This is a genomic window from Nonomuraea sp. NPDC048882 (assembly GCF_040649755.1).
Classification (GTDB): domain Bacteria; phylum Actinomycetota; class Actinomycetes; order Streptosporangiales; family Streptosporangiaceae; genus Nonomuraea; species Nonomuraea maheshkhaliensis.
On the sequence record NZ_JBEZGB010000002.1, the window covers coordinates 764,115 to 778,311 of the forward strand.

At 72.1% G+C, this 14,197-nt stretch carries 18 protein-coding genes; 7 read left to right on the forward strand and 11 right to left on the reverse strand.

The window, feature by feature from the left end:
- Positions 1-65 precede the first annotated feature (65 nt).
- Positions 66-989: an NADP-dependent oxidoreductase gene (locus AB0C27_RS08915; protein WP_357839980.1), complete on the forward strand. Its 924-nt coding sequence runs from the start codon at positions 66-68 to the stop codon at positions 987-989.
- On the opposite strand, the gene AB0C27_RS08920 is transcribed toward AB0C27_RS08915, so the two are convergent.
- Genes AB0C27_RS08920 through AB0C27_RS08930 form a run of 3 tightly spaced genes read right to left on the reverse strand, consistent with a single transcriptional unit; the run spans position 979 to position 3,338 of the window.
- On the reverse strand, positions 979-1,932 hold the full coding sequence (locus tag AB0C27_RS08920) for an aminoglycoside phosphotransferase family protein (protein WP_357839983.1): 954 nt from the start codon (positions 1,930-1,932) through the stop codon (positions 979-981). The two genes, AB0C27_RS08915 and AB0C27_RS08920, sit on opposite strands and share 11 nt — an antisense overlap.
- A gap of 4 nt (positions 1,933-1,936) precedes the next feature.
- Positions 1,937-2,815 (reverse strand): 1,4-dihydroxy-2-naphthoyl-CoA synthase, encoded by an 879-nt coding sequence (locus tag AB0C27_RS08925; RefSeq protein WP_357839986.1) that lies wholly within the window; start codon positions 2,813-2,815, stop codon positions 1,937-1,939.
- A gap of 10 nt (positions 2,816-2,825) precedes the next feature.
- A complete protein-coding gene (locus AB0C27_RS08930; protein WP_357839989.1) occupies positions 2,826-3,338 on the reverse strand; it encodes a PadR family transcriptional regulator in 513 nt (170 codons plus the stop codon).
- A 74-nt stretch (positions 3,339-3,412) separates the two neighbouring features.
- On the opposite strand from AB0C27_RS08930, the gene AB0C27_RS08935 reads away from it, so the two are divergent.
- Positions 3,413-3,970: a hypothetical protein gene (locus tag AB0C27_RS08935; protein WP_357839991.1), complete on the forward strand. Its 558-nt coding sequence runs from the start codon at positions 3,413-3,415 to the stop codon at positions 3,968-3,970.
- Here the strand turns inward: AB0C27_RS08935 and AB0C27_RS08940 are convergent.
- Entirely contained in the window at positions 3,963-4,295 is a 333-nt protein-coding gene (locus AB0C27_RS08940; protein ID WP_106243058.1) for a metalloregulator ArsR/SmtB family transcription factor, read from the reverse strand. The genes AB0C27_RS08935 and AB0C27_RS08940 overlap by 8 nt on opposite strands.
- Before the next feature lie 86 nt (positions 4,296-4,381).
- Between AB0C27_RS08940 and AB0C27_RS08945 the strand changes: the two genes are divergently transcribed.
- On the forward strand, positions 4,382-4,552 hold the full coding sequence (locus tag AB0C27_RS08945) for a DUF3073 domain-containing protein (RefSeq protein ID WP_357839995.1): 171 nt from the start codon (positions 4,382-4,384) through the stop codon (positions 4,550-4,552).
- On the opposite strand, the gene AB0C27_RS08950 is transcribed toward AB0C27_RS08945, so the two are convergent.
- Positions 4,515-5,795, reverse strand: coding sequence for a cytochrome P450 (locus tag AB0C27_RS08950; protein ID WP_357839998.1), 1,281 nt, complete (start codon positions 5,793-5,795; stop codon positions 4,515-4,517). The two genes, AB0C27_RS08945 and AB0C27_RS08950, sit on opposite strands and share 38 nt — an antisense overlap.
- 68 nt (positions 5,796-5,863) lie before the next feature.
- Here AB0C27_RS08950 and AB0C27_RS08955 point away from each other — a divergent pair, with 68 nt between their 5' ends.
- Complete coding sequence (locus AB0C27_RS08955; RefSeq protein WP_357840000.1) at positions 5,864-6,460, forward strand: TetR family transcriptional regulator; 597 nt, start codon at positions 5,864-5,866, stop codon at positions 6,458-6,460.
- 141 nt (positions 6,461-6,601) lie between these two features.
- Positions 6,602-7,192: an NAD(P)-binding domain-containing protein gene (locus AB0C27_RS08960; protein WP_357840003.1), complete on the forward strand. Its 591-nt coding sequence runs from the start codon at positions 6,602-6,604 to the stop codon at positions 7,190-7,192.
- 232 nt (positions 7,193-7,424) lie between these two features.
- Here the strand turns inward: AB0C27_RS08960 and AB0C27_RS08965 are convergent, their stop codons facing one another.
- From AB0C27_RS08965 to AB0C27_RS08990, 6 genes are all read right to left on the reverse strand, one after another.
- The gene (locus AB0C27_RS08965; protein WP_357840006.1) at positions 7,425-8,828 is read right to left on the reverse strand and encodes an LCP family protein; all 1,404 of its coding nucleotides are present in this window, start codon (positions 8,826-8,828) and stop codon (positions 7,425-7,427) included.
- 116 nt (positions 8,829-8,944) lie between these two features.
- Positions 8,945-9,211 carry a DUF6510 family protein gene (locus tag AB0C27_RS08970; RefSeq protein WP_346101594.1) on the reverse strand — a complete coding sequence of 89 codons (267 nt, stop codon included), beginning with the start codon at positions 9,209-9,211 and terminating at the stop codon, positions 8,945-8,947.
- 2 nt (positions 9,212-9,213) lie between these two features.
- A complete protein-coding gene (locus tag AB0C27_RS08975) occupies positions 9,214-9,939 on the reverse strand; it encodes a ferredoxin reductase (protein WP_357840009.1) in 726 nt (241 codons plus the stop codon).
- A 1-nt stretch (position 9,940) separates the two neighbouring features.
- Positions 9,941-10,540 (reverse strand): sulfite oxidase-like oxidoreductase, encoded by a 600-nt coding sequence (locus tag AB0C27_RS08980; RefSeq protein WP_357840012.1) that lies wholly within the window; start codon positions 10,538-10,540, stop codon positions 9,941-9,943.
- Between the two features lie 45 nt (positions 10,541-10,585).
- Positions 10,586-11,248: a response regulator transcription factor gene (locus AB0C27_RS08985; RefSeq protein ID WP_357840015.1), complete on the reverse strand. Its 663-nt coding sequence runs from the start codon at positions 11,246-11,248 to the stop codon at positions 10,586-10,588.
- Positions 11,245-12,495, reverse strand: a complete 1,251-nt coding sequence (locus AB0C27_RS08990; RefSeq protein ID WP_357840018.1) for a sensor histidine kinase — start codon at positions 12,493-12,495, stop codon at positions 11,245-11,247. The genes AB0C27_RS08985 and AB0C27_RS08990 overlap by 4 nt, the downstream gene beginning before the upstream one ends.
- Positions 12,496-12,673: 178 nt before the next feature.
- Between AB0C27_RS08990 and AB0C27_RS08995 the strand changes: the two genes are divergently transcribed.
- Together AB0C27_RS08995 and AB0C27_RS09000 are read left to right on the forward strand one after the other, a co-directional pair.
- Positions 12,674-13,798, forward strand: a complete 1,125-nt coding sequence (locus AB0C27_RS08995) for a carboxymuconolactone decarboxylase family protein (RefSeq protein ID WP_357840021.1) — start codon at positions 12,674-12,676, stop codon at positions 13,796-13,798.
- Complete coding sequence (locus AB0C27_RS09000) at positions 13,795-14,190, forward strand: hypothetical protein (RefSeq protein WP_357840023.1); 396 nt, start codon at positions 13,795-13,797, stop codon at positions 14,188-14,190. The genes AB0C27_RS08995 and AB0C27_RS09000 overlap by 4 nt, the downstream gene beginning before the upstream one ends.
- Positions 14,191-14,197 lie beyond the last annotated feature (7 nt).

Here is a 14,197-nt window from a genome sequence, read left to right on the forward strand (position 1 = left end):
AGAAAGTTCCCGAAACGGTTAAGGCACTTGACCTCAACCGTGGTTGAGCATGCAGGCTCGCTGGCATGAGCGAACTGATGCGGGCGGCGGCGTTCACCGAGCCGGGCGGCCCCGAGGTGCTGAAGGTGATGGAACTGCCCGCCCCGCAGGCGGGTCCAGGCCAGGTGCGGGTGCGCGTGCGGGCGGCCGGCGTGCAGCCCTTCGACACGGCCGTACGCCAGGGCTGGCTGCCGCCGTACATCGAGGACCCCGGCTATCCGCGCATTCCCGGCAACGAGTTCGCCGGCGTGGTGGACCAGGTCGGCGAGGGCGTGACCGGGGTGGCGGCGGGCGGCGACGTGCTCGGGTTCACCGCACTCAACGCCTACGCCGAGTACGTCGTCGTGCCGGCGGCCAACGTGACGCCCAAGCCGCGGGCCGTGCCGTGGGAGGTGGCCGGCGGGCTGACCGCCGGCGTGCAGACGGCCGAGCTGGCCATTGACGGGCTGGGGCTGGCGGAGGGCGAGACGCTGCTCGTGCACGGCGCGGCCGGCGCCGTGGGCACGGCGGCCGTGCAGATCGCGAGGAGGCGCGGGGCCACCGTCATCGGCACCGCGCGCGAGGTCAACCACGAGTACCTGCGCGCGCTCGGGGCCGTACCCGTCGTGTACGGGGAGGGCCTGGCCGGCCGGGTGCGCGCGCTCGCGCCCGGCGGGATCGACGCGGTACTCGACGGGGCCGGCGGGCACGCGCTGGAGGTCTCGCTCGACCTGGTCGCCGACCGCGGGCGCATCGTGACCCTGGTCGAGCACGACAAGGCGGCCGGGCTGGGCGTCAGGCTCGTCAGGGGCGACCGCACGGCCGAGCGGCTCGGGCGTTACGCCCGGCTGTGCGCGGAGGGGGAGTTCACGTTCCCGGTACGGAGGGCGTACCGGCTGGAGGAGGCCGCGGACGCGCACCGCGAGGTCGAGACCGGCCACGGCCAGGGGAAGATCGTGCTCACCATCTAGCGCGCATGGCCAGCGCCACCTGCTCCTGGACGCCGTCCGGCCCGTGGCCGTCCTCCAGGCGCCACAGCAGGTTCTGCAGCACCCTGCCGAGCGTCCATCCGGCGGCCCGCCGCCGGTCGAGGCCGAGCGCGTCCACCATGAAGTCGAAGCGCCGCAGCACCTCGCGCGGCGCGTCGCCGGTCGCGAGCGCCTCGTCCCAGCGGTTGTGCAGGGCGGGCAGCAGCTCGAACGCCGGGTCGCCGGCCAGCGGCTTGGGATCGATGGCCAGCCACGGCTCCCGCTCGCCGGCCAGCACGTTGTCGTAGTGCAGGTCCCAGTGCAGCAGCCGGTCGCCGTCCCTGGTGTCTTCCCCGGCGCCTTCCCCGGCGCCTTCCCCGGGGTCGGAGAGCAGGTCGGTGACCGCCGAGGCGCACAGCCCGACCCAGTAGCGCTCCTCCTCGGGCATCGGCCGCACGGCGGCCTTCTCCGCACGTTCCAGCATCGCCCGCGCGATGTCGTCCAGCCGACGAAGGCCCTCGGGCGCGGGACGGGCCACCAGCCGGCGCAGCAGCCCGGACAGGACGTCCAGGGCCTGCATGACGTCGGGCACGGCGGCCAGGGAACGGCTGCCGTCGAGCCGTTCGAGCAGCATCGTGCCGGTCTCGGGGTCGGCGTCGAGCAGCCGCACCGCGCCGTCGCCCGCCCACGTGCGCAGGGCCAGGCCCTCGTGGACGGTCTCGGGGGTGACGGGCTGCAGCTTGAGCGCGGCCTTCGTGCCGTCGGCGCGCACCACGGGCTGGACCAGCGCCATGATCCCGTGCCGGGGCGCGCCGTCCGGGCTCAGGTCCCATTCGTCGAGATAGCGCCCGGCCAGGGCCGGCAGCGCGGCCGTCCACGCGGCGCCGGCCTCACCGCCGTACTTCAGGTGCGCGGCGGCCAGCGCGCCGGGGACCTCAAGGGGCACGGGCTCAGAAATGCCAGGGGAAGGGCGACCAGTCGGGCTCGCGCTTCTCCAGGAACGAGTCACGGCCTTCGGCCGCCTCGGCCGTCATGTACGCCAGCCGCGTCGCCTCACCGGCGAACACCTGCTGCCCCACCAGCCCGTCGTCCACGGCGTTGAAGGCGAACTTGAGCATCCGCTGCGCGGTCGGCGACTTGCCGTTGATCTTGCGGGCCCACTCCAGGGCCGTCGCCTCCAGCTCCTCGTGCGGCACCACGGCGTTGACCATGCCCATGCGGTGGGCGTCGGCCGCGCTGTAGGTGTCGCCGAGGAAGAAGATCTCGCGGGCGAACTTCTGGCCCACCTGCCGGGCCAGGTAGGCCGAGCCGAACCCGCCGTCGAAGCTGGCCACGTCGGCGTCGGTCTGCTTGAAGCGGGCGTGCTCGGCGCTGGCCAGAGTGAGATCGGCCACCACGTGCAGGCTGTGGCCGCCGCCCGCGGCCCAGCCGGGCACCACGCAGATCACGACCTTCGGCATGAAGCGGATCAGCCGCTGCACCTCCAGGATGTGCAGCCGGCCGGTGGACGGGGTGCCGTCGGCGTACTGGTAGCCGTCTTTACCCCTGATGCGCTGGTCGCCGCCGGAGCAGAAGGCCCACCCGCCGTCCTTGGGCGAGGGGCCGTTGCCGGTCAGCAGCACGCAGCCGACGTCGGTGCTCTGCCGGGCATGGTCGAACGCGCGGTAGAGCTCGTCGACCGTCTGCGGCCTGAAGGCGTTGCGGACCTCGGGCCGGTCGAAGGCGATGCGCACGGTGCCCTGGTCGACCGCACGGTGGTAGGTGATGTCGGTGAAGTCGAATCCCTCGACCGCCTGCCACGCCTTGGGATCGAACAGTTCGGAGACCATGGCCGGAAGCCTAACGGATTCGCCCTTCCGCCCACTCGGCCCACTCGCCCTGGCTCTCGGCCAGGCGCCGGCCGTATTCGAGGGCGAGCCGGCCGTACACCGACAGGTTGTCCTCGCCGCTCTCGACGAACGCGCGGATGCTCGCGAGGTGCTCCAGCTGCTTGGCGGCCAGCTCGGCCTGGCGGCGCAGGTAGCTCCTGGCCTGCTCGGGCGAGACCTGGGCCAGGAAGAACACGCGCAGCAGCATGTCGCTGCGCACGACCCGGGTGGGCTCGACGTCGGTGATCCAGTGACGCAGCTCGGCCAGGCCCGCCTCGGTGATCGTGTATTCCTTGCGGCCGCGCGGGCCCTGCGCCGTCACGTCCACGAGCCCCGCCTCGGCCAGCTTGCCGAGCTCGGTGTAGAGCTGGCTCTGCGTGGCGGGCCACACGTTGGCGAGCGAGACGTCGAACAGTTTCAGCAGGTCGTAGCCGCTCGCCGGCCCCTCTGACAGCAGGCCGAGCACGGCATGTCGAAGACTCATATTCCTATGTTGACATGTCTCCAGAGGAAATTCTACCTTCGACATGTCTGTCTAGGAATGTCGGAGGATGCCTGATGCGCGGCCTGCTCGGTTTTCTGCCCTGGATCGTCTACGGCTTCGTCGCGACCGGCGACGAGTGGCGCTGGGGCGCGATCACGGGCCTCGTCGTCGCCCTGGTGCTCGTGGCCGTGGACCGCAGGTCGGGCAGGTCGTGGGACATGATGGTGATCGAGACCAGCGCGGTGGTGTTCTTCGCCCTGCTCACCGCGCTGTCCCTGCTCGATCCCGGCTCGCCGCTCACGCCGTACGGGCCCGCGCTCGTCGACGTCTGGCTGGCCGGCACGGCCTGGGGCTCGCTGGCCATCCGCAGGCCGTTCACGCTGGGCATCGCCCGCGCCACGACGCCCGAGAAGGTGTGGCGCACCCCCGCCTTCCACCGGGCCAACGTGATCATCAGTGGCGTCTGGGCAGCCGCCTTCACCGTCGCCGCGCTCGCTCTGACGCTCGTCCTGTCCGTCTCGCTCCACGCGACCACGCTGGTGATCACCATCAAGGTGCTCTCGTTCGTCGCACCCGCCGTCTTCACCGCGTGGTACCCCGGGCACCTGAGGCGGCGGGCGCTCGCTAGGTGACCTCGGCGCGCAGCTCCGCGAGCAGTTCCCCTTGGTCGGCCAGCATCTCGGTCAGTATGCGCCGGGCGGCGCCGAGCAGATCGGCCAGCTCGGGCGTGGCCAGGGTGTAGACCACGGTGCTGCCCTCGCGGATCGCGCTGACGATGCCCGCCCGTCGCAAAACGGCGAGCTGCTGGGAGAGACTCGAAGCCTCGATGTCGATCTGGGCCAGCAGGTCCCTGACGGGGAGTGGCCCTTCCTGGAGTAGCTCCAACACTCGGATGCGAGCGGGGTGGCCGAGCGTTCGGAAGAAGTCGGCCTTGGCCTGGTAGACCTCCACGTGCATATGGTTAGCGTAATCCAGTTCAGTTGCATAATTCTTCAAGTCGCTATGTTGTCGGGTAGCATGACAGCGGGGACTAGGGAGTTGCCATGGGCCGAGGAAGAGCCAAGGCGAAGCAGACGAAGGTCGCTCGCCAGCTGAAGTACACCAACCACAACATCGACTACGACCGGCTCCGCGAGGAGTTGGGCACGGACACGCGACGCGAGGATCACTACCCGCCTACGCCGTCCGAGCAGGAGTCCGAGCGCGGGCGGTGACGCGGGTCTGCTTCGCGGGTGCCAAGGTGACGTTCTGCAGCCGCCTGGCCTCCGGTGCCTGATCGGGCGCCGTGAGCTCCAGGCGGTGCAGCACCTCGCGGATGATGACGCGCATCTCCAGGAGCGCCAGTTGCGCTCCTACGCAGAAGCGCCGCCCGCCGCCGAAGGGCATCCAGGCTCTGCTCTGGTGCCCCTCCAGGAACCGCTCAGGACGGAATCGTTCTGGCTCGGAGAAGGCGGCGGGGTCACGGTGCACGAGCGGGATGTACGGTCCGGCGTACCATCCGGCGGGGATCTCGTACCCGCCCAGCCGCAGCGGCGCGTCGAGCAGCCTCGGCGCCTCGTAGACCACTGGCCTGACCCGCAGCACCTCCTTGACCGCCGCGTCGAGATAGGGCTCGTCGTCCGGCAGCCGCTCAAGCACCTCGGGCATGCGCAGGAACCGTTCGAAGGCCCAGGCCAGACCGGTCGCGGTGGTCTCGTGGCCGGCGATGAGCATGGTGATCAGCTCGTCGCGGATCTCCTGGTCGTCCAGCTCGGTCTCCAGCAGCCGCCCGAGCACGTCCGTGCCCCCGGGGGCTTCCCGGCGCCGGCGGATCTCGCCGAACAGGATCGTGTCCACCTCGGCGCGCAGCCGCAGGAACCGCGCGTAGGGCAGGAACCGCACCCGCGCCGCCATCGGGCGCAGCCGCTCCGGCAGCAGGGCGACCTGCATGGAGCCGCCCGTCGCGAGCAGGCCGGGCAGCAACTCCCGTAGCCGGCCGGTGCGCCCGGCGTCCCTGATGCCGAAGATCAGCCGGATGATGATCTCCAGCGTGATGTCCTGCATGCGCTCGCGCAGCGCGAACGGCCGGCCCAGCGGCCACGTCGCGATCTTCTCGGCCGCGATGGCGGCGATGTCGTCGTGGTAGCCGGCGACCTGCTTGGCGCGTAGCGGCGGGTTCAGCGTCTTGCGGTGGTGCCACCACGGCTCGCCGTCCAGCGTCAGCACCGAGTGGGCGCCCACCAGGTGTTCCAGGAAGTCCTTGCGGGCCGCGCCGGCCTGCCCGCCGCCCTGGTCGGTCCGGTAGACCTCGGCGGCCAGTTCGGCGGTGGTCACGTAGACCTCCGGCGGGAAGCCGGCGTAGCGGAGCGTGAAGATCGGCCCGTACCTGCGGTGACAGCTCTCGAACATGCGCTCCGTGTCCGTCGCGAACCGTGCGGTCTGGACGATCGACGGCACTCTCGGCCCTGGAGGGATCATCGTCGCTCTCCTTGTCGTATACGTACGTCTGTCATAGACGCTTGTATTATCTCTGTAGCATGGATCGCGTGGCGAGCACAGAGGCCGGTGGATACCGCGAACGACTGCTGGCTGGAGCGGTGAGCTGCCTCCAGGACAAGGGCTATGCCCGCACGACCGCACGAGACCTGGTCGCCGCGTCCGGCACCAACCTGGCCTCCATCGGCTACCACTTCGGCGGCAAGGAGGCGCTGCTCAACGAGGCCATCGCGGAGTTCTTCGAGCAGTGGACGGCGCGCGTCGAGCGATCGTTGTTCGGGAGCGAGCTGGGCACGCCGAGAGATCTGCTCCAGCGTGCGCTGGAGCAGTTGGTGGACGTGTTCGGCGAGATGCGGCCGCAGCTCGTGCTCTGCGTCGAGAGCTTCCCGGCGGCGGTGCGCGAGCCCTTGCTGCGGGCGAAGCTGGCCGACGCCTACGCCAGGGCCAGGGTCGCCGGCACCGACATGCTGCGCAGGGCCGCCGAGCGCCTGGAGACGGAGCTGCCGGTCGAGCCGGCGGCGCTGGTGTCGGTCGTGATCGCGATTTCCGACGGCCTGATGTTGCAGTGGCTGCTCGACCCCGAGGCCACGCCGGACGCCCGGCAGGTCGTGGACGTCCTGGCCGCGCTGGGCGCCTTCGTCGCCTGACGGCTGTCGTTCGAGAGCTGCTGTCCGGGGACGGCGTCTGAGGGCCGTCGGTTGCGGGCTATCGGGCGGCAAAAGGTGTCGGTCGGGAGGAATGTCGTCCGTGGGGATGGGCACACCCACGGAGGACGAGGAGATCGAGACATGCGCGTAGGAATCGTGGGGTCCGGAAGGCTGGGCTCGCGGCTCGGCCGCCTGCTCGCCGCGGCGGGCCACGACGTGCTCTTCAGTGACGCCGACCTCGCTCTTGCCGAAGCCGCCGCCGGTGCCGCGGTCAGGGTGCCCGCCGGGAGCGCCGACGGCCGGGCCAGGAGCGGGCCGCCGGCCGAGGCCGCGGCGTTCGGCGAGGTCCTCGTCCTGGCGGTCGGCTGGGAGGCGTTCCCCACGGTGGTGGCGGAGCTCGGCGCCGCGCTCGCGGGCAAGATCGTCATCGATCCGAGCAACCCGATCGGCGAGCGCGACGGCGCGGCCGTGATGGTGGCCGTCCCGTGCGGGCTGACCAGTCCGCAGTACCAGCAGCATGTTCTGGGGGCGGGCGTACGCGTGGTGCGCACGTTCAACACCAAGTACCCGAACGAGCTGCTGGACCTCGGCCTCGCGGGGCAGCGGGGCGGGGCACGGGCCGACATGCCCTACTGGGGTGACGACGACGAGGCCAAGAAGGCCGTGGTGCCGCTCATCGAGGACGCCGGCTTCACCGCCATCGACGCGGGCGGCCTGTCAGAAGCCCGCTGATCAGGAGGTCGGTGATCGGGGTTCCCGATCGGACGTGGTGATCAGGGCCCCAGTGATCGGGCCCAGTGATCGGGCCCAGTGATCGGGCCCAGTGATCGGGCCCAGTGATCGGGCCCAGTGATCGGGCCCGGCGGTCAGGGTCCGGTGGTCAGGGTCCGGTGGTCAGGGTCCGGTGGTCAGGGTCCGGTGGTCAGGGTCCGGTGGTCAGGGTCCGGTGGTCAGGGTCCGGCGGTCAGGTGGCGCAGGTGTCGTGGGTGGCGTCGAAGCCCTTGATGGCCTCGGTGTCGTCCGTACGCAGCGGCTTGAGGCCCTTCCAGTCGTCCCCGAGCACCAGGATCAGCCGGCTGGTGGCGGCGCCGGGCACCTGGCGCAGGGCGGCGCGCTGCAGGTCCTTGGTGAGCGTGGGCACGCGGGTCTCGCCGTTGGGGCCGTAGACGATCGTGGTCTTCGGCTGCGGCTTGCGCTCGGTGTCGCCGATCTTGGCGATGTGGTAGCCGCGCTGCTCCAGGTAGGCCGCGACCTCGGTGGCCAGGCCGGTGCGCCAGGTGCCGTTGCGCAGCTCGATCTGGATCTTCGAGCGGCCCACCTTCGCCTGGCCGCCCTTGACGCCGTCCACGCTCTGGTCCTTCGCCACGATCTGGAACAGCCGGTGGGACTGCGTCCGCTCCCACTCCACCCGGCCCGGCTGGGTGAGGGAGTAGTGCCACGGGGTGGTGATGAAGCGGATCTTGCTGATGTCGAGGCCCTGGAGGCTGGTCGCGAGGTCCTTCATCACGCCGGTGGTCAGGCCGCTGTCGGTGGTGATGGCCTTGGTCCCGGCGTCGAGCAGGGCCAGCAGCTTGGCCGGGTCGGTGAGCGTCTCGCCGCTCATCGCCTTCTTCACCATCGAGGCGATGAACATCTGCTGCCGCTGGATGCGCCCGATGTCGGAGCCGTCGCCGAGGGAGTAGCGGGCGCGCACGTAGCCGAGCGCCTGCTCGCCGTTGAGCGTCTGCCGCCCGGCCGGCAGGTGGAGCAGCGCCTTCTTGTCGTTGACCGGCTCGGGCAGGCAGACCTCGACGCCGCCGACCGCGTTCACGATGCCCTTGAAGCCGGTGAAGTCGACCTTCACGAAGTGGTCGATGCGGATGTGGGTGAGCGACTCGATCGTCTTCCAGGTGCAGGCGATGCCACCCGAGTTGAACGACTCGTTGATCATGCCGACGTGGGCCTGCTGGCCGGGCAGGCCGCGCGTGGCGCGGCAGGCGGGCAACTGGACGACCGAGTCGCGCGGGAAGCTGATCACCATCGCGTTGTCGCGCCTGGACGACACGTGCATCAGCATGATCGTGTCGGTGCGCTCGCCCGCGACCCTGCCGTACTTGGCGTTCTTGCCGTCACGCTGGTCGGAGCCGACGACCAGGATGTTCATCGCCGTGCCGGCCACCTTGGGCGGACGGGTGGCGCCGAGGTCGTCGGCGGTGACGTCCTGCTGCTTGAGGTTTCCCGTCAGCCGCGCGTAGACGCCGACGGCAGCGCCGGCGATCAGGAGGACGACGGTCACCGTGACCGCGATCACCCAGCGCAGCCACGGGCGGCGCCGCCGTGGCGGCGTGTCCGGCCCGGACGGAGGCGCGTCGACAAGCCCGCTGCTCACGTCACTCCCCACAGAGACGGGGCCGAGGGCCGCCGCCCCTGGCCAAGAGCCACGCCGTACTGATCTCGGCCGTTGAACGTGCCTGAGTGTACTCAGTCGGGCGTGCCCGCGTGGCCTCAGTCGGGCAGGTTGACCCGCAGGGACACCGTGCCGCGCAGGTCGAGCCAGGCCGCGCCGGGGCCGCGGACCACCCTCAGCACGACCTCCTCGCAGCCGGGGCAGCGGGCCACGAAGCCGGGCTCCGGGCCGTAGACGAGCAGCGAGGCGACGGGGCCCGCCAGGCCGCAGTGGGCGCAGCGGCCCGTCGCGGAGGTCACGTCCACGGCGAAGATCTCGCCCAGCGGGCCCGCGAGCGCGTTGCCGTCCAGGTGTTCTGCGGTCATCGTCAGCCTCCGGTGGGACCGAAACGTTCGGTTCTGATGCGTTCGGGGGCGTGCCCGAGCGCCAGCAGCAGGTCGGCCGCCGCCTCCACGAAGCCCGTCGGCCCGCACACGTAGCAGTCGGCCTCGAACGAGGCCGGCCAGCCGCCCTCGGCCAGGTCCTCCAGCATGAGGCGGCGGGCCGGGCGGGACACCCCCTCCGGCGCCGAACGGGTGTAGAGGTAGGTGACGTCGAGCCCGGGGTCGGGGCGGCGCAGCTCCTCGGCGTAGTAGCGGCGGCCGGGGTCGCGCAGCGAGTACAGCAGCCGGAACGGCACCCGGCCGCCCGCCAGCCGCCGGGCTCGGATCATCGCCATCAGCGGCACGATGCCGGAACCGCCGCCGACCAGCAGCACCGGCGCCGTGTTCTCCGGCCGCCAGACGAACCAGCCGCCGACGGGTCCGCGCAGCTCCAGCCGGTCGCCGGGCTCCATCACCTCGGTCAGGTAGGGGGAGACCTCGCCGTCGGGCACGCTCTCCACGGTCAGCTCGACCAGGTCGCCGTCCGCCGGATTGGCCACCGAGTAGCTGCGCTGCGCCGTGTAGCCGTCGTCGGCGGTCAGCCGTACGTCCACGTGCTGGCCCGCCAGGTGCCCCGGCCAGCCGGGCACCCGGAAGCGCAGCGTGCGCGCGCTCGCGGTCTCGGCGACGACGGAGATCAGCTCGGCCGGCCGCCAGACCAGGCGGCGCACCCTAGTCGCCCTCGTAACGCTGCTCGCGCCACGGGTCGCCGTAGTTGTTGTAGCCGGCCGTCTCCCAGAAGCCCGGATAGTCCTCGTTCAGCAGGCGGATGCCGCGGACCCACTTGGCCGACTTCCAGAAGTACAGGTGCGGCACGATCAGCCGGGCGGGGCCGCCGTGGCGGGGCTCCAGCTCCTCGCCGTCGAAGCGGTGCACGATCCACGCCTGGCCGTCGAGCAGGTCCTCCAGCGGCAGGTTCGTGGTGTAGCCGCCGTAGGAGTAGATCAACGCGTACTCGGCGGCGCTCTCCACGTCCTCCATGAGCACGTCCAGGGAGACGCCCTCCCAGGTGGTGTCGAGCTTCGTCCATTTGGTGACGCAGTGGATGTCGGCCGTGGGCGTCTGCTGCGGCAGCGCCAGGAACTCCTCCCACGACCACCGGTGGGTCTCGCCCGCCTCGGTGTCGATGGCGAACTCCCACCGGTCGAGCGGCACCCGGGGCGTCGGCCCCGCCGACAGCACGGGGAAGTCGTCCACCAGGTATTGGCCGGGTGGCAGCCGGTCGCCCGCGTCTCTGCGCCTGCCCTGAAAACCGCGCGAAATGATGCCCACGTCGCCTCCTGAGCCCATTCCACCACGAGGGGTGCGAAAGGGGGCTCAGCGACCCGCCCGGGGAACGACCAGTCCCGACTCGTACGCGAAGACCACGAGCTGGGCCCGGTCACGGGCGTGCAGCTTCGTCATGGCCCTGCTGACGTGGGTCTTGGCGGTGGTCGGGCTGATCACCATGTGCGCCGCGATCTCGTCGTTGGACAGGCCGCGGGCCACCAGGGCGGTCACCTCGCGCTCACGGTTGGTCAGCACGTCCAGGCCCCGGTGGTCCGGCTCGGGGCGGCGGGCGACGAACTCGCCGATCAGGCGGCGGGTGATCGAGGGCGACAGCAGGGCGTCGCCCCTGGCCGCCACCCTGACGCCCTGCAGCAGGTCCACCGGCTCGGTGTCCTTGACCAGGAAGCCGCCCGCGCCCGCCCTGAGCGCGTCGAAGACGTACTCGTCGAGGCCGTAGTTGGTCAGGATCACCACGTGCACACCGCTCAGCCGCTCGTCGCCGGCGATGCGCCGGGTCGCCTCGATGCCGTCCATCACCGGCATCTGCACGTCGACGAGCGCCACGTCGGGCAGGTGCGCGAGGGCGAGCGCGACGGCCTGCTCGCCGTTCGCGGCCTCGGCCACCACCTCGATGTCGTCCTCGGCCTCCAACAGGGCGCGGAAACCGCCCCGGATGAGCGCCTGATCGTCCGCGAGGAGCACCCGGATCACGACGGGTCCCCCAGAGGCAGCTCCGCCCGTACGGTGAAGCCGCCCTCGGCGCGGGGCTCGGCCCGCAGCCGGCCGCCGAGCGCCGTGACGCGCTCGCGCATGCCGACCAGGCCCACGCCCGGCACGGGCGGCGCGTCGCTCCTGGCCGCGCCGTCGTCCTCCACCTGCACGACCAGCTCCGTCCCTCCGTAGTCGATGCGCACCGAGGCGGCGGCGCCGCCCGCGTGCCTGGAGACGTTGGTGAGCGCCTCCTGGACGATCCGGTACGCGGCCCGGTCGACCTCCACGGGCAGCCGTCTGCGCTCGCCCGAGACGGTCACCGTCGCGGGCAGGCCGGTCGAGCGGGCCCGGTCCACCAGGTCGTCGAGCCGGTCGAGCCCGCTCGGCTCAGGTCTGACCGGCTCCGCCCGCTCACGTGGGCCCCCGTTTAGATGCTCGTCCAGGCGCTCGTGCAGGTGCTCGTGCGGGCCCCCGTCTGGGCTGTCGTGCGGGTCCCGCTCCCGTGCGTCGTCGTCGCGCAGGACCTCCAGGGTGGCGCGCAGTTCGCGCATGGCGTCGCCGCTGGCCTCCTGGATGGCGAGCAGCGCCGCGGGCACCTCGTCGCCGCGCTTGCGCGCCAGGTGCACCGCCACCCCGGCCTGCACCTTGATCACGGAGATGCTGTGGGTGAGCGTGTCGTGCAGCTCCCTGGCGATGCGCAGCCGCTCCTCGCCCGCGCGCCGCCGCGCCACCTCCTCGCGGGTCCGCTCGGCCTCGGCGGCGCGCTGCTCGGCCTGCTCCAGGTACGCCTGCCGGTGCCTGGTCACCGTGCCCCCCACCCCGGCGGCCAGGAACCAGCCCAGCAGCAGCACCGTCCCCTGGACGAGCGTCTGGGGGTCCTGCCCGGACGCCGCGCCGGCCAGGTTGGCCGCCAGCGTGACGCCCAGGAAGAGCGTGCCGGCCAGCGCGGGCAGCACCCGGTGCCCCGCGCGTACCGCGCCGAAGACCGCCACCATCACCGGGAAGGCGGCGGGCGGGCCCGGCTGCGCGTGCGCCGCGTAGACGAGCATGCCGAGCGTGCTGACCAGCAGCGGAACCAGGGGCGCCCGCCGCCAGGCGACGAGGGCGGCCGAGGCGGCCAGCACGGCGACGAGGTCGAGGGCGCCCGCGTCGGGGTTGGCCAGCACGGTGACCGACTGCAGGACGGCCACCACGACGGCCAGCGCGCCGTCCACGGCGACCGGCCGCCACGCGTGCACAGAGCTCATCCCTGCAGATTAGAACGAGTTCCGGGCGGGCTCATCGGCGCGGGGAAGTGATTCCGCACTACTACCGGCGAAGTACGCGTTCCGGTTCCCGGCCGCCGGCGGTAGCCACGGAAGTCTCCCCACGGCCGATGACCGGCGGCGGGTCCGCGCAGGACGATTCGGCCATGGACACGATCCGGTGCGGGAGCCGATGATGGCCGGCTCCTTCCGTTACGTCACCCCCATACCGGCCAGGCTCGCCACCGGCCGGACGGCGCAGGTGTACGCCCAGCTCGCCGAGGACTTCGGCATGGCGCGCATGGCGGTGTTCCTGACCCTGTCGCCTGCCGAGGAGGTGCTGGCCGCGACCTGGGTCACGCTGCGCGAGTCGCTGCTGGCCGGGGCGGCGCCCAGGACCGGCAAGGAGGTCGTGGCACTGGGGGTCTCGCTGGCCAACCAGTGCACGTTCTGCGTGGCCGCGCACACGACGCTGCTGCACGCCACCGGTGACCACCGGCTGGGCGAGAGCATCGCCCGTGGCGAGGTGCCCGCGGATCCCGGGCACGCCGCGCTGCTGGCCTGGGCCAGGTCGCCCGGGGCGGCGCGGCCGTACCCTGACGCGCTCGCGCCCGAGTACGTCGGGACCGCGCTGAGCTTCCACTTCATCAACCGGATCGCCTCCGCGCTGCTCACCGAGAACCTCATGCCGGGCAACCTGCAGAGGTTCCGCCTGGTCAGGAGTGTGGGTGGGCGGGCGATGGCGGGCCCGGTGCGCAGGTCGGCGGCTCCCGGGGCGGGGCTGCCGCTGATCGCCGGGCTGCCCGCCCGTGCTGAGCCCGGCTGGGCGGACGGGGCTCCGGCCGGGACCGCGTACGCCACGCTCAAGGCCGTCGCGGAAGCCGGTGGCGACCTGCTCAGCGGTCCGGCGCGGGCGGCCGTGACCCGCGCGGTCGCGGGCTGGGACGGCGCGCATCCGCCGATGGGCACCGCCTGGCTGGACGAGCCGCTGGCCGGCCTGCCCGCCGGTGACCGCGCGGGGGCGCGGCTGGTCCTGCTCACCGCGTTGGCGCCGTACCGGGTGACGGACGCCGACGTGGCCGCCTGGCGCGGCGGCGCCCGTACGGACGAGGACCTGGTACGGCTGTGCGCTTTCGGGGCGATCCTGGCCGCCGCGCACGTGGAGGTCCGCATCACAGCAGCCGGACGTCCTGGTGCCGGGCACGCCGGTGGCGGCAAGGCCGGCGGCGGGGGAGCTGGTGAAGGGGCCGTTCGGAGCGGGGCGGGCGGCGTACAGGCCGAAACCATTCAAGGAGAGCGATCATGACCGCGCACCACACCCTCGCCACCCCGCCCGCCACCGCCCCCTGGCCGATGCAGGCGCTCAAGGCAGTGGTCGTCCTGCACGTCGTCGCGCTGCTGTTCCAGGCGGTGACGGCGGGCATGCTGCTCTCCTCGCCCGGCGGACGGGCGCTGCACGAGAACTCGGGCATCGCCCTGGGCGTCATCGGGCTCGCTCACCTGGTCGCCGCGATCCTGGTCTGGCGGCCCGGCGGCGGGTCCGCCAGGTTCGTCGGGCCGGCCGCGGCGCTGCTGGTGCTCACGGTCGCGGCGGCGCTCCTGGGGCTGGCGCACATGACGGTCCTTCACCTGCCGATCGGGGTGGCATTGTTCGGCGGCGGTGTCGCCCAGCTCATCCGGGTGATGGCCCGCGAATGAACGGCGG